The sequence below is a fragment of the Billgrantia kenyensis genome, from assembly GCF_013697085.1.
Classification (GTDB): domain Bacteria; phylum Pseudomonadota; class Gammaproteobacteria; order Pseudomonadales; family Halomonadaceae; genus Halomonas; species Halomonas kenyensis.
The window spans coordinates 132,268-158,219 of the sequence record NZ_JACEFT010000003.1 but is presented as its reverse complement, the minus strand read 5'-3'; the positions used below and the strand labels follow the sequence as shown (position 1 = coordinate 158,219).

Sequence of the window (25,952 nt, the reverse complement as noted above, 5' to 3'; positions counted from 1 at the left end):
ACGGAACATTTTTGGCTATTGTTCGTCTAACCAGGCGGTTGGAACTTATATTAGGTTTTCAAGGAGACAACCTGCAATGAGCACCAGTCTTCTACCGGTGGGTCAGCTCTCCCCGGGGCATGACCTCAACGGGTACATCCAGGCGGTCAACGGCATCCCCATGCTCACCGCTGAGGAAGAGCGCGAGCTCGCCTTCCGCCTTCATGACGAGGGCGACCTGGAGGCGGCGCGTCGCCTGGTGCTGTCGCATCTGCGCTTCGTCGTTCACATCGCGCGCAGCTACTCCGGCTACGGCCTCCCCCAGGCCGACCTGATCCAGGAAGGCAACGTCGGTCTGATGAAGGCCGTCAAGCGCTTCGATCCCAACCAGGGGGTTCGGCTGGTCTCCTTCGCCGTACACTGGATCAAGGCCGAGATCCACGAGTTCGTGCTGCGCAACTGGCGCATTGTCAAGATCGCCACCACCAAGGCCCAGCGCAAGCTGTTCTTCAATCTGCGTAGCGCCAAGAAGCGCCTGGCCTGGCTCAACAACGACGAGGTCGATGCCATCGCCCGCGATCTCGACGTCAAGCCCGAGGTGGTGCGCGAGATGGAAGGCCGGCTCTCGGCTCACGATGCCGGTTTCGACGCCTCGCCTAGCGATGACGAGGATGCGGTCTACCAGGCGCCGGTCCACTACCTGGATGACGCCGGGGCCGATCCCGCCACCCAGCTCGAGGACAGTGACTGGGAGGACGACGCCAACCGCCGCCTGAAGGTGGCGCTGGAGGCGCTTGACGAGCGCTCCCGCGATATTCTGCAGCGCCGCTGGCTGGCCGAAGACAAGGCCACCCTGCACGAGCTGGCCGACGTCTACGGCGTCTCCGCCGAGCGTATTCGCCAGCTCGAGAAGAACGCCATGAAGAAGATTCGCCAGCAGCTGGGCGACGCCCTGGCCGCCTGATCCTGTTGGCGTGTCAATCAGGAAGCCCCGGTTCCGTGAACCGGGGCTTTTGCGTATTGCTCGGGAACTAGGCGCTCTGGGTGATCGGCGCGCGCATCAGCTGGGCCGAGAGCAAGGCCCACTGGTCGTCCCAGTGCTCGGTGGGGCGGCGCTGGAAGTCGCTGCGCACGTACTGCGAGATGCGCCCCTCTGCTACGGCCATCAGCAAGTTGGCGGTGGCCGACACCGGCAGCACGGTACGACGCCGTTCATGGAGCTCCGCCTCGCGCAGGATCTGCTTGAGCTGGGTTTCCACGCGCTCGAACAGCTGGTGGATGCGCAGTCGCAGACGGGCAGTCTCGCCGGTCAGCACGTCCCCCTCCAGCAAGCGTGAAAGGCCTGGGTTCTTCTCGGCGAAGGCCAGCAGCAATACGAGGATCTGTCCGCAGCGCGGCACGGCTTCCCGGGCCTCTTCGAGGATCCGGTTGATGCGTTCGAACAGGGTTTCCTCGATGAACGAGATCAGCCCCTCGAACATGCGTGCCTTGCTCGGAAAGTGGCGGTAGAGCGCGGCTTCGGAAACGCCCACCTGGCGCGCCAGTGCGGCGATGGTGATGCGCTTGCCGCTGTCTTCTTCCAGCATCAGGGCAAGCGCCTGCAAGATCTGCTCGCGCCGGCTTGATATCGGTGTTGCCTGCGTCATGTTGAAGTATGTCTTCTGGTTATTGGATGGCCTTTGGCCTCCGCCCGGCATGTCGCGGGTGAAAAGACCCCTCAGGCGTTATCGTTCCCTTGTTGGGCGGCATCGGTAATCAGGGTGCCCACCCCGGCGTTGGTGAATATCTCCAGCAGCGTGGCGTGTGGCACGCGCCCGTCGATGATGTGAGCGCTGCGCACGCCCCCCTTGACGGCCTCGAGGGCACAGCGAATCTTGGGTAGCATACCACCATGAATGGTACCGTCGCTGATCAGTTCGTCCACCTGGGTGGTGGTCAGCCCGGTCAGCACCTCGCCCTCGGCGTTCATCAGGCCGGCCACGTTGGTCAGCAACATCAGCTTCTCCGCCCCCAGCGCTTCGGCCACCTTGCCTGCTACCAGGTCGGCGTTGATGTTGTAGCTGTGGCCCTCGGCGTCGACCCCGATCGGCGCTATGACCGGAATGAAGTCACGCTCGGCGAGCATCTCGATGAGATCGGTGGAGACATGCTCCACCTCGCCCACGTGGCCGATGTCGATGATCTCGGGGGCGGTCATCTCGGGGGTCTGGTGCTCCACCTTGAGCTGGCGAGCACGGATCTGGGCGCCGTCCTTGCCGGTAAGGCCGATCGCCTTGCCGCCGCACTGATTGATCAGGTTGACGATCCCCTTGTTGACCAGCCCGCCGAGAACCATCTCGACCACGTCCATGGTCTGCGAGTCGGTGACCCGCATGCCGTTGACGAAACGCGACTCGATGCTGAGCTTCTTGAGCAGATCGCCGATCTGCGGCCCGCCGCCGTGCACCACCACGGGGTTGATGCCCACCTCCTTCATCAACACCATGTTGCGCGCGAAGGAGTCGATCAGGGTGTCTTCCGTCATGGCATTGCCGCCGTACTTGACGACGACGGTCTTGCCGGTGAAGCGCTGGATATAGGGAAGTGCTTCGGAGAGCACTTCCACTACCAGCCGCGGGTCACGAGTCGTTTCGGTCATGGTCCTTCCTTCAATGAACGAGGCGCTGCCGTCAGCTTGGCAGCGTCAGCGCCGGGTCGACCTGCTTGAGGGCGTCGGCGAAGCAGTGGCGGATACGTTCGAGCGCCGCGTCGCTCTTGCCCTCGAAGCGCAGGACCAGCACCGGCGTGGTGTTGGAGGCGCGGCACAGGCCCCAGCCGTCCGGGTAGTCGACGCGGATGCCGTCGAGGGTGGTCTTGACGCCATCGTCGCCGAAGTCGCCCTGCCGGGCCAGCTTGTCGACCAGCTCGAACTTGTTCTCGTCGGTGACGTGGACGTTGATCTCGGGCGTGCCGATATCCTGCGGGTAGCGGGCGAAGAAGGTGTCGGCGTCCTGGTCCTGCTTGGAGAGAATCTCCAGCAGCCGGGCGGCGCCATAGATGCCGTCGTCGAAGCCGTACCAGCGCTCCTGGAAGAAGATGTGGCCGCTCATCTCGCCGGCGAGCTGGGCGCCGGTTTCCTTCATGCGCGCCTTGATCAGCGAGTGGCCGGTACGCCACATCTCCGGGGTGCCGCCGGCCTGCTCGACCACCTGGGCCAGGTTGCCGGTGCACTTGACGTCGAAGATCACCCGGGCGCCCGGGTTGCGCGACAGCATGTCCTCGGCGAACGCCATCATCAGGTGGTCCGGATAGATCAGCTCGCCGCTAGGCGTGACCACGCCGAGGCGGTCGCCGTCACCGTCGAAGGCCAGGCCGATGTCGGCGCCGGTTTCCTTCACCGTGCGGATCACGTCCTGCAGGTTCTCGAGTTTGCCGGGATCGGGATGATGGTTCGGGAAGTTGCCGTCGATCTCGGCAAACAGCGGAATCGTCTCGGCACCGAGCTTCTCGATCAGCTTGGGTCCCAGTTCGCCGGCCACGCCGTTGCCGCAATCCACCACGGCCTTGATCGGGCGGTCAAGCGTGACGTCGCCGACAATACGTTCGAGGTAGGCATCGCGTACATCCTCCTGGCGCACGCTGCCCTGGCCTTGCTCCAGGTCGCCGGATTCGATGCGGCGGTAGAGCGCCGTGATCGCCTCGCCGGAGAGGGTCTCGCCGCCCAGCACGATCTTGAAGCCGTTGTAGTCGGGCGGGTTGTGGCTGCCGGTGACCATCACGCCCGAGGCGGTGCCCTCGAGCAGGTGAGTGGCGAAGTAGAGCACGGGGGTGGGCACCATGCCGATGTCGATGACGTCGCGTCCGGCGGCGGTCAGGCCGCGCATGAGCGCCTCGCTCAGCCGCGGGCCGGAGAGCCGGCCGTCGCGGGCCACCACCACGGTGGACTCGTTGCGCGCCGCGGCTTCCGAGCCGATGGCGCGGCCGATCTTTTCGACGGTTTCCTCGCTGAGGGTGTCGTCGACGATGCCGCGAATGTCGTAGGCGCGGAAGATAGAGGCCGGTACGGTACTGTTCGTGGCTTGGCTCATAACGGTTCCTTGTCAGACAGGTGTGAATTCATGTGCCTGGTTGCGAAAACCCTGCCGCAGGGCCCGTTCCGTGGGTCTTGCGGCAGCGTCGAGGTGCTCATCATTGGCGTCCCGAGCTGCCGAAGCCGCCCGCGCCGCGCAGGCTGGCCTCGAAGTCATCGACGATCTGCAGCTCGGCCTGAACCACCGGTACCAATACATACTGGGCCAGTCGCTCGAAGGGCTCCAGCACGAAAGGGGCGTTGCCGCGGTTCCAGGTGGAGATCATCAGCTCGCCCTGGTAGTCGGAGTCGATCAGTCCTACCAGGTTGCCCAGCACGATACCGTGCTTGTGGCCGAGGCCTGAGCGCGGCAGGATCAGCCCGGCCAGCCCCGGGTCGCCGATATGGATGGCAAGCCCGGTGCGGATCAGCTCGCATTGGCCGGGCTCGAGAGTCAGCGGTGCCTCGAGCAGGGCGCGCAGGTCCATGCCGGCGGAGCCCAGGGTGGCGTAATTGGGCATGTAGTCGTGCAGCCGCGCGTCGAGCACCTTGACCTCGAGGCGGGGGCGTGCGGATGGCTTGTCTGGCTGGGACATGGTCGTTCCGTCGGGTTGCGTGGGTCGTTTCGTCAATGGACCGGGCGGGTCGGCAGGCAGCCGAGCGCCCGCTCGAGGATCGCCCTGGCCAGCTGGGCCTTGGGCTGTGGCGGCAGGCTTTCCCCGCCTTCACCATCGCCGTCGCGCCACATCAGCAGGGCGGCGTTGTCATCGGAGCCAAAGCCCAGGCCGGCGGCAGAGACGTCGTTGGCGACGATCATGTCGAGGCGCTTGCGCTCGAGCTTGTCGCGGGCGTAGGCCTCGAGATCGCGAGTTTCGGCGGCAAAGCCCACCACGAAGGGGCGACCGTTCCTCGTGTCCCGCTCGGCAGCAATATCGGCGATGATATCGGGGTTCTTGACCAGCCTCAGGGTCAGGTCGTCCTCACCCTCGGTCTTCTTGATCTTGTGCTCCGCCGGCGCCTCGGCACGATAGTCCGCCACGGCGGCGCAGCCGATGAAAAGGTCGCACGCTTCGGCAAGCCGGCGGCTCGCCTCGTGCATCTCCAGTGCCGTCTCGACGTCGATGCGTGTCGCGCCTTCGGGTGTCGGCAGGCTGACCGGCCCGCTGATCAGGGTGACCTTGGCGCCGAGTTCGGCGGCGGCAGTCGCCAGGGCAAAGCCCATCTTTCCCGAGCTGTGATTGGAGAGGTAGCGCACCGGATCGAGGGGCTCACGGGTGGGACCGGCGGTGATCACCACATGCAGGCCTCGTGCCGGCGCATCCGCCGACGAGGGGGGCAGGTCCCGGGGCGCCTCGCCGAGTGGCTGGATGAGCCGGGTCATGATGGTCTCGGGCTCGAGCATGCGTCCCGGGCCCACGTCGCCGCAGGCCTGGTCGCCGCTGTCCGGCCCCAGCAGTTGCCAGCCGTCCTGCGCCAGGCGGGCGGCGTTGCGCTGGGTGGCGACATGCCGCCACATGGCCTGGTTCATGGCCGGCGCCATGACTTTCTCGGCTTCGCTGGCCAGGCACAGGGTGGTGAGCAGGTCATCGGCCATGCCTTGGGCCAGCCGCGCCATCAGGTCGGCGGTGGCCGGGGCGATCAGGATGACGTCGGCCCAGCGGGCCAGCTCGATGTGGCCCATGCCGGCCTCGGCCTCGGGGTCGAGCAGTGAGGTGCGCACCGGCTCGCCGGTAAGTGCCTGCAGCGTCAGTGGTGTAATGAAGGCCTGGGCGCCCTCGGTCATGACCACGCGGACCTCGCACCCCGCCTGCTTGAGCAGCCGGGCGAGCTGGGCGCTCTTGTAGGCGGCGATGCCGGCACTGATGCCGAGCAGGATGCGTCGGCCGGCGAGCCGACTGGCGGACAGCCTCGTCATGGTCATTTCCTGAACTGGAACTCGACCGCCTACCTTACCACTGCCGTTGAAGTTGCGCAGCCGCCGCCTGCCGGGCAGTTCGTTTAGAATGAGGGGCTTTACCAACCAGGGAAGCTTGGCAAGGAGACACAGGATGTCGATTCGCAACTGGCCGGAGGGCGAGCGCCCGCGGGAAAAATTGCTGGCGCTGGGCGCCGAGGCGCTGTCTGACGCCGAGCTGTTGGCGATCTTCCTGCGCGTTGGGGTGTCAGGGCGTTCGGCCGTGGACCTGGCCCGCGACCTGCTGGGTTCGTTCGGCGGGCTGCGCCAGCTGCTCGAGGCCGATCAGGCGCGCTTCTGTGCCGAGCGCGGCCTGGGCACGGCCAAGTTCGTGCAGTTGCAGGCCACCCTTGAATTGTCGAAGCGCCACCTGGCGGCCCAGCTCGCTCGCGGCAATGCGCTGACCTCCCCGACCCTGGTGCGTGCCTATCTGGCCACCCAATTGCGTCACCTGGGCCACGAGGAGTTCGCCGCGCTGTTCCTTGACACTCAGCACCGGGTGATCCGCTTCGAGTCGCTGTTCCGCGGCACCCTGGACAGCGCCTCGGTCTATCCCCGTGAGGTGGCGCGACGCGCGCTGGAGCTGGGCGCCGGGGCGATCATCTTCGCCCACAACCACCCCTCCGGCGTGGCCGAGCCCAGTGACGCCGACCGGCGCATCACCGAGCGGCTGCGCGAGGCGCTCTCGCTGTTCGAGATCCGCGTGCTGGATCACTTCGTCGTGGGTGACGGAGAGGTTGTCTCATTTGCCGAAAGAGGGTGGATTTAGGTGGGGAACCGGCTGTGCTCGGCCATGCGGCGTTGAACCTTGCTTCGCAATGCTCATTTAGCCCACTAAACTCCGCTTGCTCAGCAAGGTTCGCCTAGCCTGGCCTTCGCTCGCTCGGTTCTCTGGCTGGGTGGAGAAGGCCCATTGTTTGTGGTGGAAGTGCGACTGCTCATGAAAGCTTGCGGGGATAGGGGGCAAGCAGTGTAGAATATGCGGCTACTTGTTGCCTGTAGGGGTGCACTCTGCTATAAAGTGCAGCCTTTGAATTCCCTTGGGTCAAATGACAACGGGGTCGTTCCCGGTTTGCCCGACAGGTTTTGAACACACAGGTTTGACCACCTGGCCAAGCGGTTGGAGGCTCCCATGTCCAAAGTATGTCAGGTTACCGGCAAGCGTCCGGTAACTGGTAACAACGTTTCACACTCCCAGCGCAAGACCCGTCGTCGTTTCTTGCCGAACCTGCACAGCCACCGTTTCTGGGTGGAGTCCGAGAACCGCTTCGTCAAGCTGCGGGTCTCCTCCAAGGGCATGCGCATCATCGACAAGAAGGGCATCGACGCGGTGCTCAGCGACATTCGCAAGCGCGGCGAAGCCGTCTAAGCGACCAATCAGGGAGTAAGCAGTCATGCGTGACAAGATCAAGCTGGTGTCCAGTGCCGGTACCGGCCACTTCTACACCACTGACAAGAACAAGCGGAACACCCCGGACAAGCTCGAATTCAAGAAGTACGATCCGGTCGTCCGCAAGCACGTGATGTACAAGGAAGCCAAGATCAAGTAAGCCGACCCGGCGTCCGCCGCTGGCGGGCGACCCTGGCGACTTGACGGCTTCCAGCCGCAGGTAGCAAGACCTGTCCTCCTGAACCCGGTTTTTACCGGGTTCAGGCGTATCTATTTCCGGGATTTTTCACCATGCCCGAGCTTCCCGAAGTCGAGACCACCCGGCGCGGCATTGCCCCCCACGTGGAGGGGCGCGAGATCGTCGAGGCGATCGTGCGCCAGCCACGCCTGCGCGTACCGGTGCCCGAGGACTTCATCGACCGCCTGGTGGGCTCGCGCATCGGCTCCATCGCGCGCCGGGCCAAGTACCTGCTGCTGTCGATCGAAGGCGGCTGCGAGGAGGAGGGTGCCGGCACGCTGATCTGGCACCTGGGCATGTCGGGCAGCCTGCGCATCGCTCGCCTGGGTGAGCTGCCGAAGAAGCACGACCACGTCGACCTGGTGTTCGACGACGGCGCCATCCTGCGTTACCACGATCCGCGCCGCTTCGGCTTCGTCGACTGGCTGGCGGGCAGCGCCGAGCGCGACCCACGGCTGGCGAACCTGGGGCCCGAGCCACTGTCGGATGCCTTCGACGGCGAACGCCTCTACCGGCTCTCCCGGGGCCGGCGCATGGCAGTCAAGCCGTTCCTGATGGACAATGCCGTGGTGGTGGGCGTGGGTAACATCTACGCCAGCGAGGCGCTGTTCCTGGCCGGCATCGATCCGCGCCGGGCAGCGGGGCGCATCTCGCTCGAGCGCTACGCGCGCCTGGCGGCAGCCGTTCGCGAGGTGCTGGCCGCAGCCATCACTCAAGGCGGGACGACGCTGCGCGACTTCGTCAGCGGCACCGGCGAACCGGGCTACTTCAAGCAGCGTCTCAATGTATACGGTCGTCACGGCCAGGGCTGCCGTCGCTGCAACGGCGAGCTGCGGCTGGTGACGCTGGGCCAGCGGGCCAGTGTGTTCTGCCCTATCTGTCAAAAATGACCCCCATTCCACGAGACCGACCATGACCCAGACCCTGCGCCTCAAGAAGAACGCCGACCGCCGCCTCAAGGCCGGTCACCTGTGGCTCTACTCCAACGAGGTCGACATCGAGGCGACGCCGCTCAAGGGGCTCGAGCCGGGGGCCCAGGTGGTCGTCGAGGCCGCCAACGGCAAGGCCATGGGTGTGGCCTACGTCAACCCCAACTCGTTGATCTGTGCCCGGGTGGTGTCTCGCGACCCCGGCATGCGCCTCGACCGTTCGCTGCTGGTGCATCGCTTCAACCAGGCGCTGTCGCTGCGCCAACGCCTCTACGCCAAGCCGTTCTACCGGCTGGTGCACGGCGAGGGTGACCTGCTGCCGGGGCTGGTGGTGGACCGCTTCGACGATGTGGTGGTGGTGCAGCTCAACACCCTGGGCATGGAGCGCCTGGCCGAGGAGGTCGTGGCCGCGTTGGACAAGGTGCTGTCGCCGCGGGTCATCGTGTTCAAGAACGATTCCTCCGGGCGTCGCCAGGAGCAGCTGGAGCGTCAGGTCACCATTGCCAAGGGTGAGCTCGACGGCCCGGTGCCGATGGAAGAGAACGGCGTGCGTTTTCATGCACCGGTACTCGACGGCCAAAAGACCGGCTGGTTCTTCGACCATCGCACCAACCGCGCCTGGCTCAATGGCCTGGTGGCTGGCAAGCGGGTGCTGGACCTGTTCAGCTACATCGGCGGCTGGGGCGTGCAGGCGGCGGCTCACGGTGCCCGCGAGGTGCTGTGCGTGGACGCCAGCGCCCAGGCCCTGGAGCGAGTGGCCGAGAACGCGGCGCTCAACGGCCTGCACGAACAGGTGGCGGTGGGCGAGGCCGATGCCTTCGAGGCCTTGGCCGCCCTCAAGGCCGACGGCGAGCAGTTCGACGTGGTGATCCTCGATCCGCCGGCCTTCATCAAGAAGCGCAAGGACATCTCCAACGGCGAGCGCGCCTACGCCAGGCTCAACCGCGAAGCGATGCGGCTGCTGGGACGCGACGGCCTGTTGCTCTCGGCTTCCTGTTCGATGCATCTGGCCCCCGAGCGTCTGGTGGAAGTGGTGCGCGGTGCAGTGCGCCATCAGGACCGCCACGGTCAGATCGTCTATCAGGGACACCAGGCGGCGGACCATCCGGTGCATCCGGCGATTCCTGAGACTGCTTATCTGAAAGCGCTTGGCGTCAGGGTCTTCAGGGACTGATATGTCAGGCTATGTCCGCGTCTTCGCCCACTCCAATGCGCTGCTGGTCAGCCACGTGCGCAACGTGCTGGACGCGGCGGGCATTCCCGTGGAGCTGCGCAACATGGTGCTGGGCGGCGGTGCGGGTGAGCTGCCCCTGGGCGAGTGCGAACCCGAGGTGTGGGTGGCGGCGCACAACCGTGAGCGCGCCGAGGCGCTGATTCACCAGGCCATGGCCGATTCCGGCAATGAGCCTGGCTGGACCTGTCCCAACTGCGGCGAAGCGCTGGAGGGCGTCTTCGATACCTGCTGGCGCTGCGGCACGACCAAAACCTGAACCTGCAAGGGAGCGCACCATGACCCAGGAGTGGGACCTTCCCGAACCGTTCGTGATCGACCTCGAGGTGCAGGCCTCGGCCATCGACGAGTACGGTCACGCCAACAATGCTGCCTACCTGCGCTGGGTCGAGCAGGTGAGCTGGGCGCATTCGGAGCATCTCGGCCTCGATCTGGCTCGCTATCGTGAGCTGGATCGGGCCATGGCCGTGCACCGCCACGAACTCGACTACCTGGCGCCTGCTTTCGAGGGCGATCGCCTGGCGCTCGCCACCTGGATCGTCGGCTGCGACGGCCGCCTGACCCTGACCCGCCGCTTCCAGCTCGTACGGCCCGCCGACGGTCGCACTCTGCTGCGTGCTCGCACCCGCTTCGCCTGTATCGAGCTCTCCAGCGGGCGGCCACGCCGCCTGCCCGAGGAGTACGTGGCGATCTACGGGGGAGCGCTCGTGGCCGAGTGAGGCCGTGATTTTTTGGTCATCACACTCTTAAAAAACAACGATTTTCTGCTGATCTTGCCTTGCGAATAAATTTTTGCCGTTCTTTGTCGTTGGTACTTCGTGTATGGACTGACTGTGCTGTAATGGGCGTGACGATCCCCTGACAAGAACGATACCTAACAAGAGTGCCGCAGGAGGTAACCCATGCAGATCGCCGTGCCGAAGGAAATCAAGAACCATGAGTATCGCGTCGCCCTGACTCCCGCCGGGGCGCGGGAGCTGGCGACGCGCGGCCATTCGGTGACCGTTCAAGTGGGTGCCGGAGAGGGAGCGGGTTTCTCCGATGCCGATTACGAAGCGGCTGGCGCCCGGCTCGAAGCGAACGTCGATACCCTATGGGGCGAGGCCGAGCTGATCCTCAAGGTCAAGGAGCCGCAGCCGGAAGAGCTGCCTCACCTGAGCAAGGGCCAGGTCTTGTTTACTTATCTTCATCTGGCGGCCGAGGAGAAATTGACCCGCGAACTGATGAAAAGCGGTGTCACCTGCATTGCCTACGAGACCGTGACGGACCGGCAGGGCGGCCTGCCGCTGCTGGCGCCGATGAGCACCGTGGCGGGTCGCATGGCCATTCAGGCCGGCGCTCACAGCCTGGAGAAGGCCCAGGGCGGTTCCGGCGTGCTGCTGCCCGGCGTGCCTGGCGTGGCACCGGGCAAGGTGACAGTCATCGGCGGCGGCGTGGTGGGCGAGAACGCCGCGCGCATGGCGCTGGGGCTGGGTGCCGAAGTCTCCGTGCTGGACAAGTCGATTCCACGTCTCGAAGTGCTCGACGAACGCTACCAGGGTCGCATGAAGACCGTATTCTCCACTGCCGACGCCATCGACGAGGCGGTGCGCGAGAGCGACCTGATCGTGGGTGCCGTGCTGATTCCCGGCGCCGCCGCGCCCAAGCTGATTACCCGGGCCATGCTCGCCGACATGAAACCCGGCAGCGTGCTGGTGGACGTCGCCATCGACCAGGGCGGCTGCTTCGAGACCAGCAAGCCCACCACCCATGCCGAGCCGACCTATATCGTCGACGGTATCGTCCACTACTGCGTGGCCAATATGCCGGGCGCGGTGGCGCGTACCTCGACCCAGGCGCTGACCAACGCCACCCTGCCGTTCGTCATCGCCCTGGCCGACAAGGGCTGGAAGCGGGCGCTGGCCGACGATGCCCACTTCCTGCCCGGGCTCAACGTCCACGACGGGCAGATCGCCTACCGCGCCGTGGCCGAGGCCTTTGGCCTGGAAAGCGTCGATCCCGCCACTCTGGTGCGATGAAGACTGAGGTATCCTAGGGCGTCGAGTTAGGGTCCGGGGACAGGTCGAAGCGGAGATCATTCTTCATGGATGAAGAATGTAGCGCCCAGGGATGGGTTTACAGTGTCTCCGCGTAGCGCCTGTCGCCGGGACCCTTCCGCTCGTCGCAACGTCTCACGGCCATGAGGAATCTCTTTTCGGGGGTGGTCTCGGCCAGGTCGCCTTGACCGCCCCCTCGCGTTACCATAGCGGGCATTTCCGACAAGCAGAGTCCGCTTTCCCATGAGTGCAGCTTCCCAGAAGACACGCGTTCTCACCGGTATCACTACCACCGGTACCCCGCACCTCGGCAACTACGTCGGCGCCATCAAGCCCGCCATCGCCGCGAGCCAGGACCCGAGCGTGCAGTCCTACTACTTTCTCGCCGACCTGCACGCACTGATCAAGTGCCAGGATCCGAAGCGGGTTCAGGAGTCGCGCCTGGAGATCGCCGCCACCTGGCTGGCGCTCGGGCTCGATACCGATAACGCCATCTTCTACCGCCAGTCGGACATTCCCGAGATCCCCGAGCTCACCTGGATGCTCTCCTGCGTGTGCGCCAAGGGCCTGATGAATCGCGCCCACGCCTACAAGGCAGCGGTGGCCGAGAACGAAGCCGCCGGCAACCAGGACCCCGACAAGGGCATCACCATGGGCCTGTTCGGCTACCCGGTGCTGATGGCCGCCGACATCCTCATGTTCAACGCCCACAAGGTGCCGGTGGGTCGCGACCAGATCCAGCACATCGAGATGGCCCGCGACATCGGCGGACGCTACAACCACCTGTTCAAGGGCGAATACTTTACCCTGCCCGAGGCGGTGGTCGACGACGAGGTGGCGGTGCTCAACGGTCTCGACGGGCGCAAGATGTCCAAGAGCTACAACAACACCATTCCGCTGTTCGTTTCGGAAAAGAAGCTGCTCAAGCTGGTGCGCAAGATCAAGACCAACTCGCTGGAGCCCGGCGAGCCCAAGGATCCGCAAGGCTGCACCCTGTTCCAGATCTACTCCGCCTTCGCCAGCCGCGAAGAGCGCGAAGCGATGCGTGCCGAGTACGCCAACGGCATCGGCTGGGGCGAGGTCAAGAACCGCCTGTTCGAGCAGCTCGACACTCAGCTGCGCGAACCGCGAGAGCGCTACCAGGCGCTGATGGAGGACCCCGGCCACATCGAGAGCGTGTTGCTCAAGGGCGCCGAGCGGGCCCGCGCCGAGGCCGCGCCATTCATGGATAGACTGCGCCAGGCCGTGGGCCTGGGACGTTTCGTCTAGCCTTCGAAACTTGACCTGGAAGGGAACTGAACGGGGCGCCTGAGGGCGCCCCGTTGTGTTGTGTGCACGCTGGCGGACTGCGGCCGAACTTGCCAAGCTGCAGGGGCGAATCAAGATGGAGGAGTCACATGGCCACTGCACTGGAAGCAAAACGGCCCCGGCAGTTCTCCCTGGCACTGGTGGCGCTGCTGCTGGCAGGCGCTCTGCTGATCGGTCTGGCTTATGGGCCCCGCCTGGGTCTGCTGATGATCGTCGGCGCCTTGCTCGGGGTTTCGCTCTACCACGCCGCCTTCGGCTTCACCGCCGCCTGGCGGGTCTTCATCAGCGAACGTCGCGGACGCGGGCTGCGCGCTCAGATGGTGATGCTGGCCATCGCCGTGCTGCTGTTCTTTCCCGCACTGGGGGCGGGCACCTTGTGGGGCCAGAGCGTGACTGGCTTCGTCTCGCCCATCGGCGTGTCGGTAGTGTTCGGCGCCTTCCTGTTCGGCATCGGCATGCAGCTCGGCGGAGGCTGCGCCTCGGGCACCCTGTTCACCGCCGGCGGTGGCAATGCCCGCATGGTCATCACCCTGATCTTCTTCATTGTCGGCTCGGTGATTGGCAGCGCCCACTTCGCCTGGTGGCAGAGCCTGCCGGCGTTCGAGCCGGTGTCGCTGGTGCAGGTTTTCGGTGCCGGTGGTGGCATCGGCGTGAGCCTGGCGCTGTTCGGGCTGATTGCAGCGCTGACCCTGGTAATGGAAAGGCGCCGCCATGGCGGGCTAGAGGAAGCACCGCGCTTCAACCTGCGCGACAGCCGCTGGCTCACCGGTCCCTGGCCCCTGCTGCTGGGCGCCGTGGCGCTGGCGCTGCTCAACTTCGCTACCCTGGCGCTGGCCGGCCGACCCTGGGGCATCACCTCGGCTTTCGCCCTGTGGGGCGCGAAGATCTATGAGTTCGTCGGCGGCGACGTCACCCAGTGGAGCTATTGGCAGAGCCCGGCCAACGCGGAGGCGCTTCGCGCCAGCATCTGGAGCGACATCACCTCGGTGATGAACGTGGGTATCATCCTCGGTGCCATGATGGCCGCTACCCTGGCTGGGCGGTTCGCCCCCACCCTGCGCATTCCGCTAGGCTCGATCATGGCAGCGGTGATCGGCGGGCTGATGCTGGGCTATGGGGCGAGGCTGGCGTTTGGCTGCAACATCGGCGCCTACTTCAGCGGCATTGCCTCGGGCAGCCTGCACGGCTGGGTATGGTTGGTGGCCGGCTTTGCCGGCAACATGGCCGGGGTTCGCCTGCGCCCACTGTTCTTCGGCCCCCCGCCGGGGGGCTCGGCGCGGGCCAGGTCGAGCTGAGCCTGTGAGCCAGGACGGCGAAGCCGTGGTAGAGTTGCCGGGAAAGCGCCGGCAGAGCGCTTTGGGAAACCCGCCCGTCGAGCGTTTCCCTACGGCCCGGTTCCAGTCACCGTATCGAGATCAGAGATGCCCGAAAGCAAACGTCCACTTTATATTCCCTACGCTGGTCCTTCGCTGCTCGAGATGCCGCTGCTCAACAAGGGCAGCGCCTTCACTCGCGAGGAGCGTCTCGAATTCAACCTGATCGGCCTGCTGCCGCAGAACGTGGAGTCGATCGAGGAGCAGGCGGAGCGCGCCTACCGCCAGTACCGGCAGTGCCACAGCGACCTTGATCGGCATATCCACCTGCGGGCCATCCAGGACGACAATGAGACGCTCTACTATCACATGGTGATGGAGCATCTCGAGGAGATGCTGCCGATCATCTACACCCCCACGGTGGGGCAGGCCTGCGAGGAGTTCTCCAACATCTATCGCAGCCACCGTGGATTGTTCGTCAGCTACACGGACCGCGAGCGTATCGATGACATCCTGCGCAGCGCCACCAAGGACAGGGTCAAGGTGATCGTGGTTACTGACGGTGAGCGTATCCTCGGCCTTGGCGACCAGGGCATCGGCGGCATGGGCATCCCCATCGGCAAGCTGGCGCTGTATACCGCCTGTGGCGGCATCAGCCCCGCCTACACGCTGCCGATCATGCTCGACGTGGGCACCAACAACCAGACCCTGCTCGACGACCCCATGTACATGGGCTGGCGTCATCCGCGTATCTCCCAGGAGGAGTACGATGCCTTCCTCGAGGACTTCATCGCCGCTGTGAAGCGGCGCTGGCCCAACGTGCTGCTGCAGTTCGAGGACTTCGCCCAGGCCAACGCCGTGCCGCTGCTGGAGCGCTATCGCGACGAGCTGTGCTGCTTCAACGATGATGTGCAGGGCACCGCCGCGGTCGCGGTGGGCACTTTGATGGCCGCCTGCCAGGCCCGCGACGAGACCATCGCCGACCAGCGCGTGGTCTTTGTCGGCGCCGGCTCTGCCGGCTGCGGTATCGCCGAGCAGGTGGTGGTAGCCATGCAGGCCGAGGGGCTCTCCGAGAAGGAGGCGCGCCGCCGGGTCTACATGGTCGACCGCGAAGGCCTGGTGACCAGTGACCAGGCATGGCTGCGCGACTTCCAGCGCCGCCTGGCCCATGATCCGGAACTCGTCGAGGACTGGCAGAACCAGTCGCTGCTGGAAGTGGCGCGCCACGTGAAGCCCACGGTGCTGATCGGCGTTTCGGGCCAGCCAGGACTGTTCTCCGAGGACGTGGTCCGTGCCATGCACGCCGGCTGTGAGCGTCCGGTGATCATGCCGCTCTCCAACCCCACCTCCCGCGCCGAGGCCACGCCTGCGGACGTGATCGAGTGGACCGATGGCCAGGCGCTGGTCGCAACCGGCAGCCCGTTCCCGCCGGTGGAGCATGACGGCAAGACCTATCCCATCGCCCAGTGCAACAACGCCTACATCTTCCCCGGTATCGGCCTGGGCGTGGTGGCCAGCGGCGCCCGGCGGGTCACCGATACCATGCTGATGACCGCCTCCCGCGCGTTGGCCCGCGAGGCGCCGCTGGTGAAGGAGGGCGAGGGTTCATTGCTGCCGGCCCTGTCGCAGATCCGCGAACTCTCCAAGTCCATCGCCTTCGATGTCGCCGCCCAGGCCCAGCAGGAAGGCGTGGCGCTGCGCACCGACGGCATCAAGCTGCGCCGGGCCATCGAGCGCAGCAGCTGGACGCCGGAGTATCGCAGCTATCGGCGCCGCTCGTTCTGATAGCGCAGAAGCACTAGCCCCTGCAATGGCAAAGGCCCTGCCGGATATATTCCGGCAGGGCCTTTCGTTTGAGCGCAGGAGGCTGGCCTACGCCGCGCCGATCATGCGCCGCAGCACGTAGTGGAGGATGCCGCCGTGGCGGTAGTACTCCAGCTCGTTGGCGGTATCGATGCGACACAGGGCCTCGAGCTTCTTCTCGCCCTTGGCACTCTTCACCGTGACCGTCACCTTGCCGCCCGGGGTGAGGTCGGCCAGGCCCTCGATGGAGATCGTCTCGTCGCCGCTCATGCCGAGCGTCTGGCGGCTCTCGCCCTCGGGGAACTGCAGCGGGACCACGCCCATGCCGATCAGGTTGGAGCGGTGGATGCGCTCGTAGGATTCGGCGATCACCGCACGCACGCCGAGCAGCCGCGTACCCTTGGCCGCCCAGTCCCGCGACGAGCCGGTGCCGTACTCCTTGCCGGCTATCACGACCAGCGGCGTGCCTTTCTCCTGATACTTCATGGCGGCGTCGTAGATCGCCATCTGCTCGCCGGAGGGCACGTGGCGGGTCTCGCCGCCTACCACGCCATCAAGCATCTCGTTGCGGATACGCACGTTGGCGAAGGTGCCGCGCATCATCACCTCGTGGTTGCCGCGCCGCGAGCCGTAGGAGTTGAAGTCCACCGGCTTGATCCCGCGCTCCTGCAGGTAGCGTCCGGCAGGGCTGTCGGGCTTGATCGAGCCGGCCGGCGAGATGTGGTCGGTGGTCACCGAATCGCCCAGCAGGGCGAGGATATGGGCGTCCCTGACGTCCTCGATCGGCTCCGGGTCGCGGCCCATGCCCTCGAAGAAGGGCGGGTGCTGGATATAGGTGGAAGAGGGCGACCACTCGTAGACCTGGCTCTGCGGCACCTGCAGTGCCTTCCAGGTCTCGTCGCCCTCGAAGACCTCGGCGTACTCCTTGCGGAACATCTCGGTCTTGACCTTCTCCACGGCGTTGGCGATATCCGCCTGGGAGGGCCAGATATCCTGCAGGTAGACCGGGTTGCCGTCCCGGTCCTCGCCCAGCGGGTCCTGGGTCAGATCCAGGCGCACGTTGCCGGCCAAGGCGTAGGCCACCACCAGCGGCGGCGAGGCAAGCCAGTTGGTCTTCACCAGCGGATGAATGCGGCCCTCGAAGTTGCGGTTGCCGGAGAGCACCGAGGCCACGGTGAGGTCGCCATCCTCGATCGCCTTCTCGATGGGCGGTGGCAGCGGGCCGGAGTTGCCGATACAGGTAGTGCAGCCGTAGCCCACCAGGTTAAAGCCCAGGGCGTCCAGGTCACCCTGCACGCCGCCGGCTGCGAGATACTCGGTGACCACCTTGGAACCGGGTGCCAGTGAGGTCTTGACCCACGGCTTGGTGGTAAGGCCCTTGGCATGGGCATTGCGCGCCAGCAGGCCGGCGGCCAGCATGACGCTGGGGTTGGAGGTATTGGTACAGGAGGTGATGGCGGCGATGACCACGGCACCTGGATCGAGCCTGAACTGCTCGCCATCCAGTTCGACGCTCTGGCTGTCGTGGTGCTCGTAGCTGTCATGGACGCCGACGGCGGTCTGTCCCCCTTCGGAGAAGAGCCGGCCCTTCTCTTCGCTGGGCGGGGCCTTGTCGTTCTCCTCGCCCTGCATCAACTTCTCGAAGGTGGCCTTCATGTCCTTCAGTGCTACGCGATCCTGGGGGCGCTTGGGGCCGGCCAGGCTGGCCTCGACGTCGCCCATGTCGAGGTGCAGGGTGTCGCTGAAGATTGGCTCGTCGCCCGGCTCGCGCCACAGCCCCTGGGCCTTGCTGTACGCTTCCACCAGGGCGATCTGGCCATCCTCGCGGCCGGTCAGGCGCAGGTAGGCCAGGGTCTCGTCGTCGACCGGGAAGAAGCCGCAGGTGGCCCCGTATTCCGGTGCCATGTTGGCGATGGTGGCGCGGTCGGCCAAGGGCAGGTCGGCCAGGCCGTCGCCGTAGAATTCGACGAACTTGCCCACCACGCCGCGGCTGCGGAGCATCTGGGTCACCGTCAGCACCAGGTCGGTGGCGGTGATACCTTCCTTGAGCCTGCCGGTGAGCTTGAAGCCGACCACTTCGGGAATCAGCATCGATACCGGCTGGCCGAGCATGGCGGCCTCGGCCTCGATGCCACCCACGCCCCAGCCCAGCACGCCGAGGCCGTTGATCATGGTGGTGTGAGAGTCGGTGCCCACCAGGGTGTCAGGGTAGGCGAAGGTCTTGCCGTCCTCCTGCTTGGTCCACACCGTACGGCCCAGGTACTCCAGGTTGACCTGGTGGCAGATGCCGGTGCCGGGCGGCACCACGCGGAAGTTGTCGAAGGCGTCCTGGCCCCAGCGCAGGAATTCGTAGCGCTCGCGGTTGCGCTCCATCTCGATGGCGACGTTGTCCTTGAAGGCGGTGGGGTTGCCGAACTTGTCGACCATCACCGAGTGGTCGATGACCAGGTCCACCGGGGAGAGCGGGTTGATGCGCGACGGCTCCTCGCCGAGCTTCTCGACCGCGGCGCGCATCGAGGCCAGGTCCACCACGCCGGGTACGCCGGTAAAGTCCTGCATCAAGACCCGCGCCGGGCGATAGCCGATCTCGCGACTGGAGCGTCCGCCCTGCTGCCAGTCGACCAGTGCCTGCATGTCTTCGCGCGCCACGCTGGGCTCCGACGCGAAGCGCAGCTGGTTCTCCAGCAGGATCTTCAGCGTCTTGGGCAGCCGGTCGATGCTGCCCAGCGCGTCGGCCGCCTTCGGCAGGCTGTAGTAGTGATAGGTGGTGCCGCCCGCCTCCAGGCTCTGCAGGGTATCCGGCATCTCGTCACGGCTCATTGAAGGCCTCCTGTCACGGTTGAGAACGGTCCTTTTCAAACTCTCGTCTTTTTCACATGGTCATGATAGGTCGCCCTTTCAAGCACTGCCCGAGGTTTCTATGCTGAATGGAAGTCGTTTGCATGGCGCATTGTCCAGACGGATGCGCGCCGGGGAGTTTCTGGGATGCATGAAGAGCGCCTCGACAGTCATTCTGTTCACTGTCCCTACTGCAGCATGCCCTTCGATCTACTGGTGGATACCTCCCAGGGCAGCCACCAGACCTGGGAAGACTGCCCCTACTGCTGTGCGCCGATTCAGCTGAGAGTCGAGGTTTCGCCGCTCGATGACGAGCTGACGGCGCTGACGCTGGGACGCGACGACGAAGTGCTGTAGCTCGAACCGGAAGGGCAGTGTCGGTGCGCGTCCTTGTAGGCAACATGACACACCCCGGGGCCAACGCGTGCTGATACAATGGCGGCCATCCATGTGCCGGCGTTTCTTGCACGACAAGCAGCGAGGCGCAATGTCCAATTATCCGTTTCGAGTAGCGAGGGTCTCTTCATGAGCGAAGCGCGTCACGAACGCTTGATCATCCTGGGCTCCGGTCCGGCCGGCTATACTGCCGCCGTCTATGCGGCGCGAGCCAATCTCAAGCCGGTGTTGATCACCGGTATCCAGGCCGGCGGCCAGCTGACCACCACCACCGATGTCGACAACTGGCCGGGTGACGATGCCGGCGTGCAGGGCCCCGAGCTCATGGAGCGCATGAAGCGACACGCCGAACGCTTCGATACCGAGGTGCTGTTCGACCACATCCACGAAGTGGACCTGCGCAACCGCCCCTTTACCCTCAAGGGCGACAGCGGCAGCTACACCTGCGATGCGCTGATCATTGCCACCGGCGCCAGCGCCCGCTACCTGGGGTTGCCCTCGGAGCAGCAGTTCATGGGTCAGGGGGTATCGGCCTGCGCCACCTGCGATGGTTTCTTCTATCGCAACAAGGAGGTCGTGGTGGTGGGTGGCGGCAATACCGCCGTGGAAGAGGCGCTGTACCTCTCCAACATCGCCTCCAAGGTGACCCTGGTGCACCGCCGCGACAGCCTGCGCGCGGAGAAGATCCTGCAGGACAAGCTGCGCGAGAAGGCCGAGAGCGGCAACGTGGTGCTCGAGTGGAACCACGTGCTGGAAGAGGTGCTGGGCGACGCCAGCGGCGTGACCGGCGTGCGTATCCGCTCCACCCTCGACGACAGCGTCAAGGAGCTCGAGGCCCCCGGCGTGTTCATCGCCATCGGCCACAGCCCCAACACCGGCATCTTCGAGGGCCAGCTGGAGATGCACGACGGCTACATCAAGGTGAAGTCCGGCCTCGAGGGCAATGCCACCGCCACCAGCATTCCCGGCGTGTTTGCCGCCGGCGATGTGATGGATCACGTCTACCGCCAGGCGGTGACCTCCGCCGGCACCGGTTGCATGGCGGCATTGGATGCGGAGCGTTACCTAGACGATCTGTAAACAAACCTGGAAGCTGCTTGGCTATGAGCCAGCGGCTTCCTGGCGTCAGACCCGTTCGGGGGCGCTGTGAACCCATCCCTGGGCGCTACCGATGCCATCCATGGCATCGGACCCCCTCTCAGGCCTGCCCCCAGCGCCGCTTGTGTTGGTGGCGTCGATCTCTGGCTAGGCGGGTCAATAGTGCGGTGGCACCTCATCCTGCGCTGACGGTGCCCCCATCTCCGCTTCCTGCAGCGCCCGCTGCTGGTCGCTCAGCTTCTCCTGCATCAGTGTATTGATTCGCTCCAGCTGGGCCAGGCGCCGCTCCTGGGTGGCAACGGCCTCGTCCAGTGTATCCAGCCAGTGCTCCTGATAGGCAATCCGGCTCTCCAGCGCCTCGAGACGGGCGGCGAGCGCGTTCTCGGGGCTCATGCTAGAATCGTCGCGCTGCGTGTCGCTGTTCATCGTGACACCTTCATTGGTCGACGGGGCCTTGGGTCGCGTCGTCATGTGACATCTCGCTTTATCAATTCCACATAACAAGTGAGCAATACGGATCCATGAATCGCAAGGTTATCATTCGCTGTTCGCTGATCAGCCTGTTGCTGGCGCTGCCGGCACCGCTGCTGATCGCCCTGTTCGTCTCGCTGGTCGGAGGCGAAACCGCACGCCAACTGTTCACCGCGCTCGAGGTCGGCGGGGTGGCGGAGGTCTATCTCGCCGCCGCTGCTGCTGTCTTCGTGCTTCTGCTCATCGCCACCCTGACGCTGCATGCCTTCAGCCCCCGGCTGGCCGTGCTGGCCGAGGTCGAGGATGACGACCGCGAGATCGGCGAGGTCAAGTGGTTCAACGTCAACAAGGGCTACGGCTTCATCAAGCGCGAGAGTGGGGAGGACGTGTTCGTGCACTTTCGCGCCATTCGCGGCCGCGGGCATCGCACCCTGGCCGAGGGGCAGAAGGTGCGCTATCACGTGATCGAGAATGAGCGGGGGTTGCAGGCCGACGACGTCACGGTAATAACTTGAACGAAGCGCCTGCGCTCGACCAGGCGTTGTTGGAAGCACAGCGCGAGATGCTCATTTACTAAAGTAAACTCCGCTCTCTCGCTGTCCTTCCGCCTAGCCTGGCCATCGCTCGGCAGCTTCTTTCTCGTGGACACCGCTTGGTTACCATCGCCCCGCTTCGGCGGGGCGATGTCGTTTCGGCTCACTGGCCGGAGTCGGGCCAGTCGATGGCGCCTTCGCGGCCGTCGGGCAGCACCTGCCAGAAGCGGTCGGGATCGTCGCCGGGCTGCCAGCCGCCCAGCGAGCAGCGTACCTCGCAGCCGAGTCGGGTGGCGGCGTCCCGGGCGCAGTCGGTGTCCCGCGGCCAGGGGGTGTGGGCACTGTCGAACCACAGGCTGGCGAATCCGTCCGCCGCCTTCTCCACCAGCAGCACCGGGACGGCATGGCCGTCTCGGCTGCCGCGGGTCTGCCACTTGTTGCGTCCGGCTGCCCGCAGCGGAGCGGCATCCAGCATGTCCCCGAGCCAGGCGTTGATGGCCTCGAACGGGGTCTGGCGCAGGTAGACCTCGATGTCCGGATAGCGCATATGGCTGTCGTGCGGATCTGGCATGGCGTTTTCTCTCGGCGCGGTCAAGGCTGAGCGGTACCGTTGACGAAGAGCTTGGCCAGGATGGCTTCGTAGATCCGGCTAAGGTCGTCGAGATCGGCGGCCCGTATGCACTCGTTGGCCTGATGGATGGTGGCGTTGCGTGGGCCCAGTTCCACTACCTGGCTGCCCAGGGTGGCAATGAAGCGCCCGTCGGAGGTGCCGCCGCTGGTGGAGAGGCTGGGGCGGCGTCCGAGTACCGCCTCCACGCCGTGGAGTGCAGCTTCCACCAGCTCTCCCTCGGACGTCAGGAAGGGCTCGCCGAACAGGGTCCAATCCAGCTGATACTCGAGCCCGTGGGCGTCGAGGATGGCCTCGGTACGTTCACGCAACTGCTCGTGAGTGACCTCGGTGGAGAAGCGGAAGTTGAAGACCACCTCCACGTCGCCGGGAATCACGTTGGTGGCTCCGGTACCGGCGCGGATGTTGGAGACCTGGAAGCTGGTGGCGGGGAAGAAGTCGTTGCCGCTGTCCCAGTGCTCGCGGACCAGGGCGTCCAGGGCAGGCATTGCCTGGTGGATCGGGTTGCGTGCCAGGTGCGGATAGGCCACATGTCCCTGCTTGCCCTTGACGTGCAGCACGGCGCCCAGCGATCCACGGCGGCCGTTCTTGATCACGTCACCCAGCACGTCGGTGGAGGAGGGCTCGCCGACGACGCAGTAGTCGAGTCGCTCGTGGCATTCGCGCAGGTGCTCGACCACGGCCCGGGTGCCGTCCACCGCCGGACCCTCCTCGTCGGAGGTGATCAGAAATGCGATGCGTCCATGGTGGTCGGGGTGGGCGCTGACGAAGCGCTCCACCGCGGTGAGCATGGCGGCCAGGCTGCCCTTCATGTCGGCGGCGCCCCGCCCGCGCAGCATGCCGTCGTCGTCGATGCAGGGCTCGAAGGGAGGGTAGTCCCAGTGCACATGGGGCCCGCTGGGCACCACGTCGGTGTGGCCGGCGAAGGCCAGCACCGGGCCATGGTGGCCGTGGGTGGCCCAGAAGTTCTCCACGTCGCCGAAGGGCAGGCGCTCGACATGAAAGCCGAGCCGCTCCAGGCGCTCGATCATGAGCGCCTGGCAGCCCAGGTCATCGGGGGTGACCGAGGGCCGGCGAATCAGCTCGAAGGCGAGCTGTAGCGTCGGCGAGAGCCCCTGGGGGTCAGTCGTTGGCATGCAGGGCCTCGTTGAGCGCGATGGCGCTCTTGTTGGTCAGGCACTCGATGCGGCCGTTCTGCGAGTTGCGACGCAGCAGCAGGTCGCTCTGGCCAGCCAGTTCGCGGGCGGCCACGCTCCTGACTTCCTGGCCCTGGTCGTCGATCAGGGTGACCTTGGCACCGGCGGTGAGATAGAGGCCGGCCTCCACGGTGCAGCGATCGCCCAGCGGAATGCCGATACCGGCATTGGCGCCGATCAGGCAGCCCTCGCCCACCTTGATGACGATATTGCCGCCGCCGGAGAGGGTGCCCATGGTCGAGCAGCCGCCACCCAGGTCGGAGCCCTTGCCCACCATGACGCCCGCCGAGATGCGCCCCTCGATCATGCCCGGCCCCTCGGTGCCGGCATTGAAGTTGACGAAGCCCTCGTGCATCACGGTGGTGCCTTCGCCCAGGTAGGCGCCCAGGCGCACCCGCGCGGTATCGCCGATGCGCACGCCGCCGGGCACCACGTAGTCGGTCATCTTGGGGAACTTGTCGACGCAGTCCACCGACAGGGTGCGGCCCTCCAGGCGCGCCTTGAGGCGGCGGGCGGGCAGCTCCTCGATGTCGATCGGGCCTTCACTGGTCCAGGCCACGTTGCGCAGCAGGCCGAACATGCCAGTAAGGTCGAGGCCGTGGGGCTTGACCAGGCGGTGCGACAGCAGGTGCAGCTTGAGGTAGACCTCGGGTGCGCTCTGCGGAGCCGCATCGCTCTCCAGGAAGGTGGCGACCAGCGGACGCTGGCTTGCGGCCAGCGCCTCGACCAGCTCGGCCTGGGCCACATGGCCTGCCGACTGCAGTGCCTCGGCCAGTTTGCCGCAGTGCTCCGGCAGGAAGCTCACGGCACTGTTGCCGGCGGGGACGTCGAGCACCTTGCCAACGGCCTCCACCAGGCTGGCTTCCGGCTTGAGCAGCGGCGCCGGGTAGTAGATTTCCAGCCAGTCGCCCTGGGTGTTCTGGGTACCGATTCCGAAGGCAAAACTCAGCATGAAGTGTCCTCGCTCTAGATGGTAATGGGGTCAACCTTTGAGGTCGTCATAGTCACCCTCGCGATAGCCGACGCGCATCTCGTCGCCCGTATCGAGCAGCGGCCGCTTGAGCAGGGTGGGGTTGGCCATGATCAATTCGCGGGCCTTGTTGGCGTCGAGCTCCTGCTTGTCCTCCTCGGGGAGGTTGCGCCAGGTGGTGCTGCGGCGGTTGAGCACCTCAAGCACCGGGACCCGGGCGAGAATGTGCTCGAGCAGGGCGGCGGAAAGGCCATCTTCGCGCAGATCGTGAACCTGAAAGGGGAGCCCCCTCGCTTCCAGGGCCTTGCGTGCCTTGCGGCAGGTATCGCAGTTCTTTATCACGAACAGGGTCGCCATCATGCCCTCCTTTCGATGAAACGGCGAATTCGGTGTGCCGCTTCCTTGGTCGATTCGAGCTCGGCCACCAGGGCCAGGCGTAGGCGCCCCGCACCGGGGTTTCCGTGCGAGGCGTTGACTCGGCCCATGTAGGAGCCTGGCAGAACGCTGACGTGCTCGACGGCGAAAAGCTCCCGGGTAAAGGCTTCGTCGTCGCCACCCGGCACCGCCGGCCACAGGTAGAAGCTGGCCTCGGGCATGGGGAAATCAAGCACCGGGCCGAGGATCTCCGTCACGGCGGCGAACTTCTCACGGTAGGAGTCGCGGTTGGCGCGCACGTGGGCCTCGTCGTTCCAGGCGGTGATCGAGGCGTGCTGAACGGGAAGCGACATGGCACAGCCGTGGTAAGTGCGATAGCGCTTGAAGGCGCTGATCACCTCGGCGTCGCCGGCGACGAAGCCCGAACGCAGCCCGGGTAGGTTGGAGCGCTTGGAGAGCGAATGAAACACCAGGCAGCGGCGATAGTCGTGGCGGCCGAGCTTCGCACAGGCCTCGAGCAGCCCTGGCGGCGGCGCTGCCTCGTCAAGGTAGAGCTCCGAGTAGCATTCGTCGGAGGCGATCAGGAAGTCGAACTCGTCGGCCAGCGCGATGAGCTTCTCGAACTCGGCAATCGGCGTCACCGCGCCGGTAGGGTTGCCCGGCGAACACAGGAAGACGGCTTGCACCTCGCGCCAGGTCTCTGCCGGCACGGCGTCGAAGTCGGGGCGAAAGCCGTTCTCGACCCGGCAGTCGAGGTAGAGCGGCTGACCACCGGCCAGCAGGGCGGCGCCTTCGTAGATCTGATAAAAGGGGTTGGGCACCGCCACCCGGGCCGGGCGACCGCGATCCAGCGCCGCCTGGACGAAGGCGAAGATCGCCTCGCGGGTGCCGTTGACCGGCAGCACCTGGCGCTCCGGGTCGAGCCCCTCGAGGCCGAAACGGCGAGTCGCCCATCCGGCGATGGCTTCACGCAGCTCGGGCGTGCCGGCGGTGGCCGGGTAGCGGGCGAATTCGAGCTGGTGTGCCTGGAGCGTTTCCAGGGCGGCGGCGAAGGGCGCGTGCTGCGGCTCGCCGATGGTCAGCGGAATGTGAGTGAGGCCTGTCGGGGGCGTCACGCCGGCCTTGAGCTTGGCCAGCCGCTCGAAGGGATAGGGCTTGAGGGCGTCGAGATCGGGGTTCATGGTGTCCAGGCGCCGTGGGTCGGCGTCGTTGTCGTGA

General features: G+C 65.7%; 27 protein-coding genes. 15 read left to right on the top strand and 12 right to left on the bottom strand.

The annotated features are described in order from the left end of the window. The first annotated feature begins 76 nt into the window (after positions 1-76). Positions 77-943 (top strand): RNA polymerase sigma factor RpoH, encoded by an 867-nt coding sequence (gene rpoH, locus H1D44_RS04565; RefSeq protein ID WP_181513672.1) that lies wholly within the window; start codon positions 77-79, stop codon positions 941-943. Positions 944-1,010: 67 nt separating this feature from the next. Here the strand turns inward: rpoH and slmA are convergent, their stop codons facing one another. The 5 genes from slmA to coaBC form a co-directional block, all read right to left on the bottom strand. Next, positions 1,011-1,625: a nucleoid occlusion factor SlmA gene (gene slmA, locus H1D44_RS04560; RefSeq protein WP_181513671.1), complete on the bottom strand. Its 615-nt coding sequence runs from the start codon at positions 1,623-1,625 to the stop codon at positions 1,011-1,013. A gap of 71 nt (positions 1,626-1,696) precedes the next feature. Then, complete coding sequence (gene argB / locus H1D44_RS04555; protein ID WP_181513670.1) at positions 1,697-2,617, bottom strand: acetylglutamate kinase; 921 nt, start codon at positions 2,615-2,617, stop codon at positions 1,697-1,699. Positions 2,618-2,648: 31 nt separating this feature from the next. Then, positions 2,649-4,046, bottom strand: coding sequence for a phosphomannomutase/phosphoglucomutase (locus tag H1D44_RS04550; protein WP_181513669.1), 1,398 nt, complete (start codon positions 4,044-4,046; stop codon positions 2,649-2,651). A 100-nt stretch (positions 4,047-4,146) separates the two neighbouring features. Continuing rightward, positions 4,147-4,623, bottom strand: coding sequence for a dUTP diphosphatase (gene dut / locus H1D44_RS04545; protein ID WP_181513668.1), 477 nt, complete (start codon positions 4,621-4,623; stop codon positions 4,147-4,149). A gap of 32 nt (positions 4,624-4,655) precedes the next feature. Then, positions 4,656-5,942, bottom strand: a complete 1,287-nt coding sequence (gene coaBC, locus H1D44_RS04540; RefSeq protein ID WP_181513667.1) for a bifunctional phosphopantothenoylcysteine decarboxylase/phosphopantothenate--cysteine ligase CoaBC — start codon at positions 5,940-5,942, stop codon at positions 4,656-4,658. A gap of 133 nt (positions 5,943-6,075) precedes the next feature. Between coaBC and radC the strand changes: the two genes are divergently transcribed. From radC to H1D44_RS04485, 11 genes are all read left to right on the top strand, one after another. Then, complete coding sequence (radC, locus tag H1D44_RS04535; RefSeq protein WP_181513666.1) at positions 6,076-6,750, top strand: RadC family protein; 675 nt, start codon at positions 6,076-6,078, stop codon at positions 6,748-6,750. 363 nt (positions 6,751-7,113) lie between these two features. After that, positions 7,114-7,350 carry a 50S ribosomal protein L28 gene (gene rpmB, locus H1D44_RS04530; RefSeq protein WP_181513665.1) on the top strand — a complete coding sequence of 79 codons (237 nt, stop codon included), beginning with the start codon at positions 7,114-7,116 and terminating at the stop codon, positions 7,348-7,350. Between the two features lie 25 nt (positions 7,351-7,375). Further along, a complete protein-coding gene (gene rpmG / locus H1D44_RS04525; RefSeq protein ID WP_016417370.1) occupies positions 7,376-7,531 on the top strand; it encodes a 50S ribosomal protein L33 in 156 nt (51 codons plus the stop codon). 131 nt (positions 7,532-7,662) lie between these two features. Next, on the top strand, positions 7,663-8,499 hold the full coding sequence (mutM, locus tag H1D44_RS04520) for a bifunctional DNA-formamidopyrimidine glycosylase/DNA-(apurinic or apyrimidinic site) lyase (RefSeq protein ID WP_181513664.1): 837 nt from the start codon (positions 7,663-7,665) through the stop codon (positions 8,497-8,499). Positions 8,500-8,521: 22 nt separating this feature from the next. Continuing rightward, positions 8,522-9,712: a class I SAM-dependent rRNA methyltransferase gene (locus H1D44_RS04515; protein ID WP_181513663.1), complete on the top strand. Its 1,191-nt coding sequence runs from the start codon at positions 8,522-8,524 to the stop codon at positions 9,710-9,712. A 1-nt stretch (position 9,713) separates the two neighbouring features. Then, complete coding sequence (locus tag H1D44_RS04510) at positions 9,714-10,028, top strand: putative signal transducing protein (protein WP_181513662.1); 315 nt, start codon at positions 9,714-9,716, stop codon at positions 10,026-10,028. Positions 10,029-10,047: 19 nt separating this feature from the next. After that, positions 10,048-10,488 carry an acyl-CoA thioesterase gene (locus tag H1D44_RS04505; protein ID WP_181513661.1) on the top strand — a complete coding sequence of 147 codons (441 nt, stop codon included), beginning with the start codon at positions 10,048-10,050 and terminating at the stop codon, positions 10,486-10,488. Positions 10,489-10,671: 183 nt separating this feature from the next. Beyond that, positions 10,672-11,787, top strand: a complete 1,116-nt coding sequence (gene ald / locus H1D44_RS04500) for an alanine dehydrogenase (protein WP_181513660.1) — start codon at positions 10,672-10,674, stop codon at positions 11,785-11,787. Between the two features lie 261 nt (positions 11,788-12,048). Beyond that, positions 12,049-13,074, top strand: a complete 1,026-nt coding sequence (locus H1D44_RS04495; protein ID WP_181513659.1) for a tryptophan--tRNA ligase — start codon at positions 12,049-12,051, stop codon at positions 13,072-13,074. Positions 13,075-13,202: 128 nt separating this feature from the next. Next, the gene (locus H1D44_RS04490) at positions 13,203-14,408 is read left to right on the top strand and encodes a YeeE/YedE family protein (RefSeq protein ID WP_181513658.1); all 1,206 of its coding nucleotides are present in this window, start codon (positions 13,203-13,205) and stop codon (positions 14,406-14,408) included. A 126-nt stretch (positions 14,409-14,534) separates the two neighbouring features. Beyond that, the gene (locus H1D44_RS04485; protein WP_181513657.1) at positions 14,535-16,211 is read left to right on the top strand and encodes an NAD-dependent malic enzyme; all 1,677 of its coding nucleotides are present in this window, start codon (positions 14,535-14,537) and stop codon (positions 16,209-16,211) included. A gap of 87 nt (positions 16,212-16,298) precedes the next feature. On the opposite strand, the gene acnA is transcribed toward H1D44_RS04485, so the two are convergent. Further along, a complete protein-coding gene (acnA, locus tag H1D44_RS04480; RefSeq protein WP_181513656.1) occupies positions 16,299-19,049 on the bottom strand; it encodes an aconitate hydratase AcnA in 2,751 nt (916 codons plus the stop codon). A gap of 165 nt (positions 19,050-19,214) precedes the next feature. On the opposite strand from acnA, the gene H1D44_RS04475 reads away from it, so the two are divergent. Further along, positions 19,215-19,424, top strand: coding sequence for a zinc ribbon domain-containing protein (locus H1D44_RS04475; protein ID WP_181513655.1), 210 nt, complete (start codon positions 19,215-19,217; stop codon positions 19,422-19,424). A gap of 168 nt (positions 19,425-19,592) precedes the next feature. Beyond that, the gene (trxB, locus tag H1D44_RS04470; RefSeq protein WP_181513654.1) at positions 19,593-20,543 is read left to right on the top strand and encodes a thioredoxin-disulfide reductase; all 951 of its coding nucleotides are present in this window, start codon (positions 19,593-19,595) and stop codon (positions 20,541-20,543) included. Between the two features lie 174 nt (positions 20,544-20,717). Here trxB and H1D44_RS04465 read toward each other — a convergent pair whose 3' ends face one another. After that, positions 20,718-21,032, bottom strand: coding sequence for a SlyX family protein (locus tag H1D44_RS04465; protein ID WP_338073459.1), 315 nt, complete (start codon positions 21,030-21,032; stop codon positions 20,718-20,720). A 50-nt stretch (positions 21,033-21,082) separates the two neighbouring features. On the opposite strand from H1D44_RS04465, the gene H1D44_RS21155 reads away from it, so the two are divergent. After that, positions 21,083-21,547: a cold-shock protein gene (locus H1D44_RS21155; RefSeq protein WP_181513653.1), complete on the top strand. Its 465-nt coding sequence runs from the start codon at positions 21,083-21,085 to the stop codon at positions 21,545-21,547. Positions 21,548-21,728: 181 nt separating this feature from the next. On the opposite strand, the gene H1D44_RS04455 is transcribed toward H1D44_RS21155, so the two are convergent. From H1D44_RS04455 to dapC, 5 genes are read right to left on the bottom strand one after another with little or no spacing between them, the layout of a single operon-like run. Further along, a complete protein-coding gene (locus tag H1D44_RS04455) occupies positions 21,729-22,136 on the bottom strand; it encodes a hypothetical protein (RefSeq protein WP_181513652.1) in 408 nt (135 codons plus the stop codon). A gap of 20 nt (positions 22,137-22,156) precedes the next feature. Further along, positions 22,157-23,329, bottom strand: coding sequence for a succinyl-diaminopimelate desuccinylase (gene dapE / locus H1D44_RS04450; protein ID WP_181513651.1), 1,173 nt, complete (start codon positions 23,327-23,329; stop codon positions 22,157-22,159). After that, the gene (dapD, locus tag H1D44_RS04445) at positions 23,316-24,341 is read right to left on the bottom strand and encodes a 2,3,4,5-tetrahydropyridine-2,6-dicarboxylate N-succinyltransferase (RefSeq protein WP_181513650.1); all 1,026 of its coding nucleotides are present in this window, start codon (positions 24,339-24,341) and stop codon (positions 23,316-23,318) included. Before dapD ends, dapE begins: the two co-directional genes overlap by 14 nt. 30 nt (positions 24,342-24,371) lie before the next feature. Next, complete coding sequence (locus H1D44_RS04440) at positions 24,372-24,716, bottom strand: Spx/MgsR family RNA polymerase-binding regulatory protein (protein ID WP_181513649.1); 345 nt, start codon at positions 24,714-24,716, stop codon at positions 24,372-24,374. Beyond that, positions 24,716-25,915, bottom strand: coding sequence for a succinyldiaminopimelate transaminase (gene dapC / locus H1D44_RS04435; protein WP_181513648.1), 1,200 nt, complete (start codon positions 25,913-25,915; stop codon positions 24,716-24,718). The genes H1D44_RS04440 and dapC overlap by 1 nt, the downstream gene beginning before the upstream one ends. Positions 25,916-25,952: the final 37 nt, after the last annotated feature.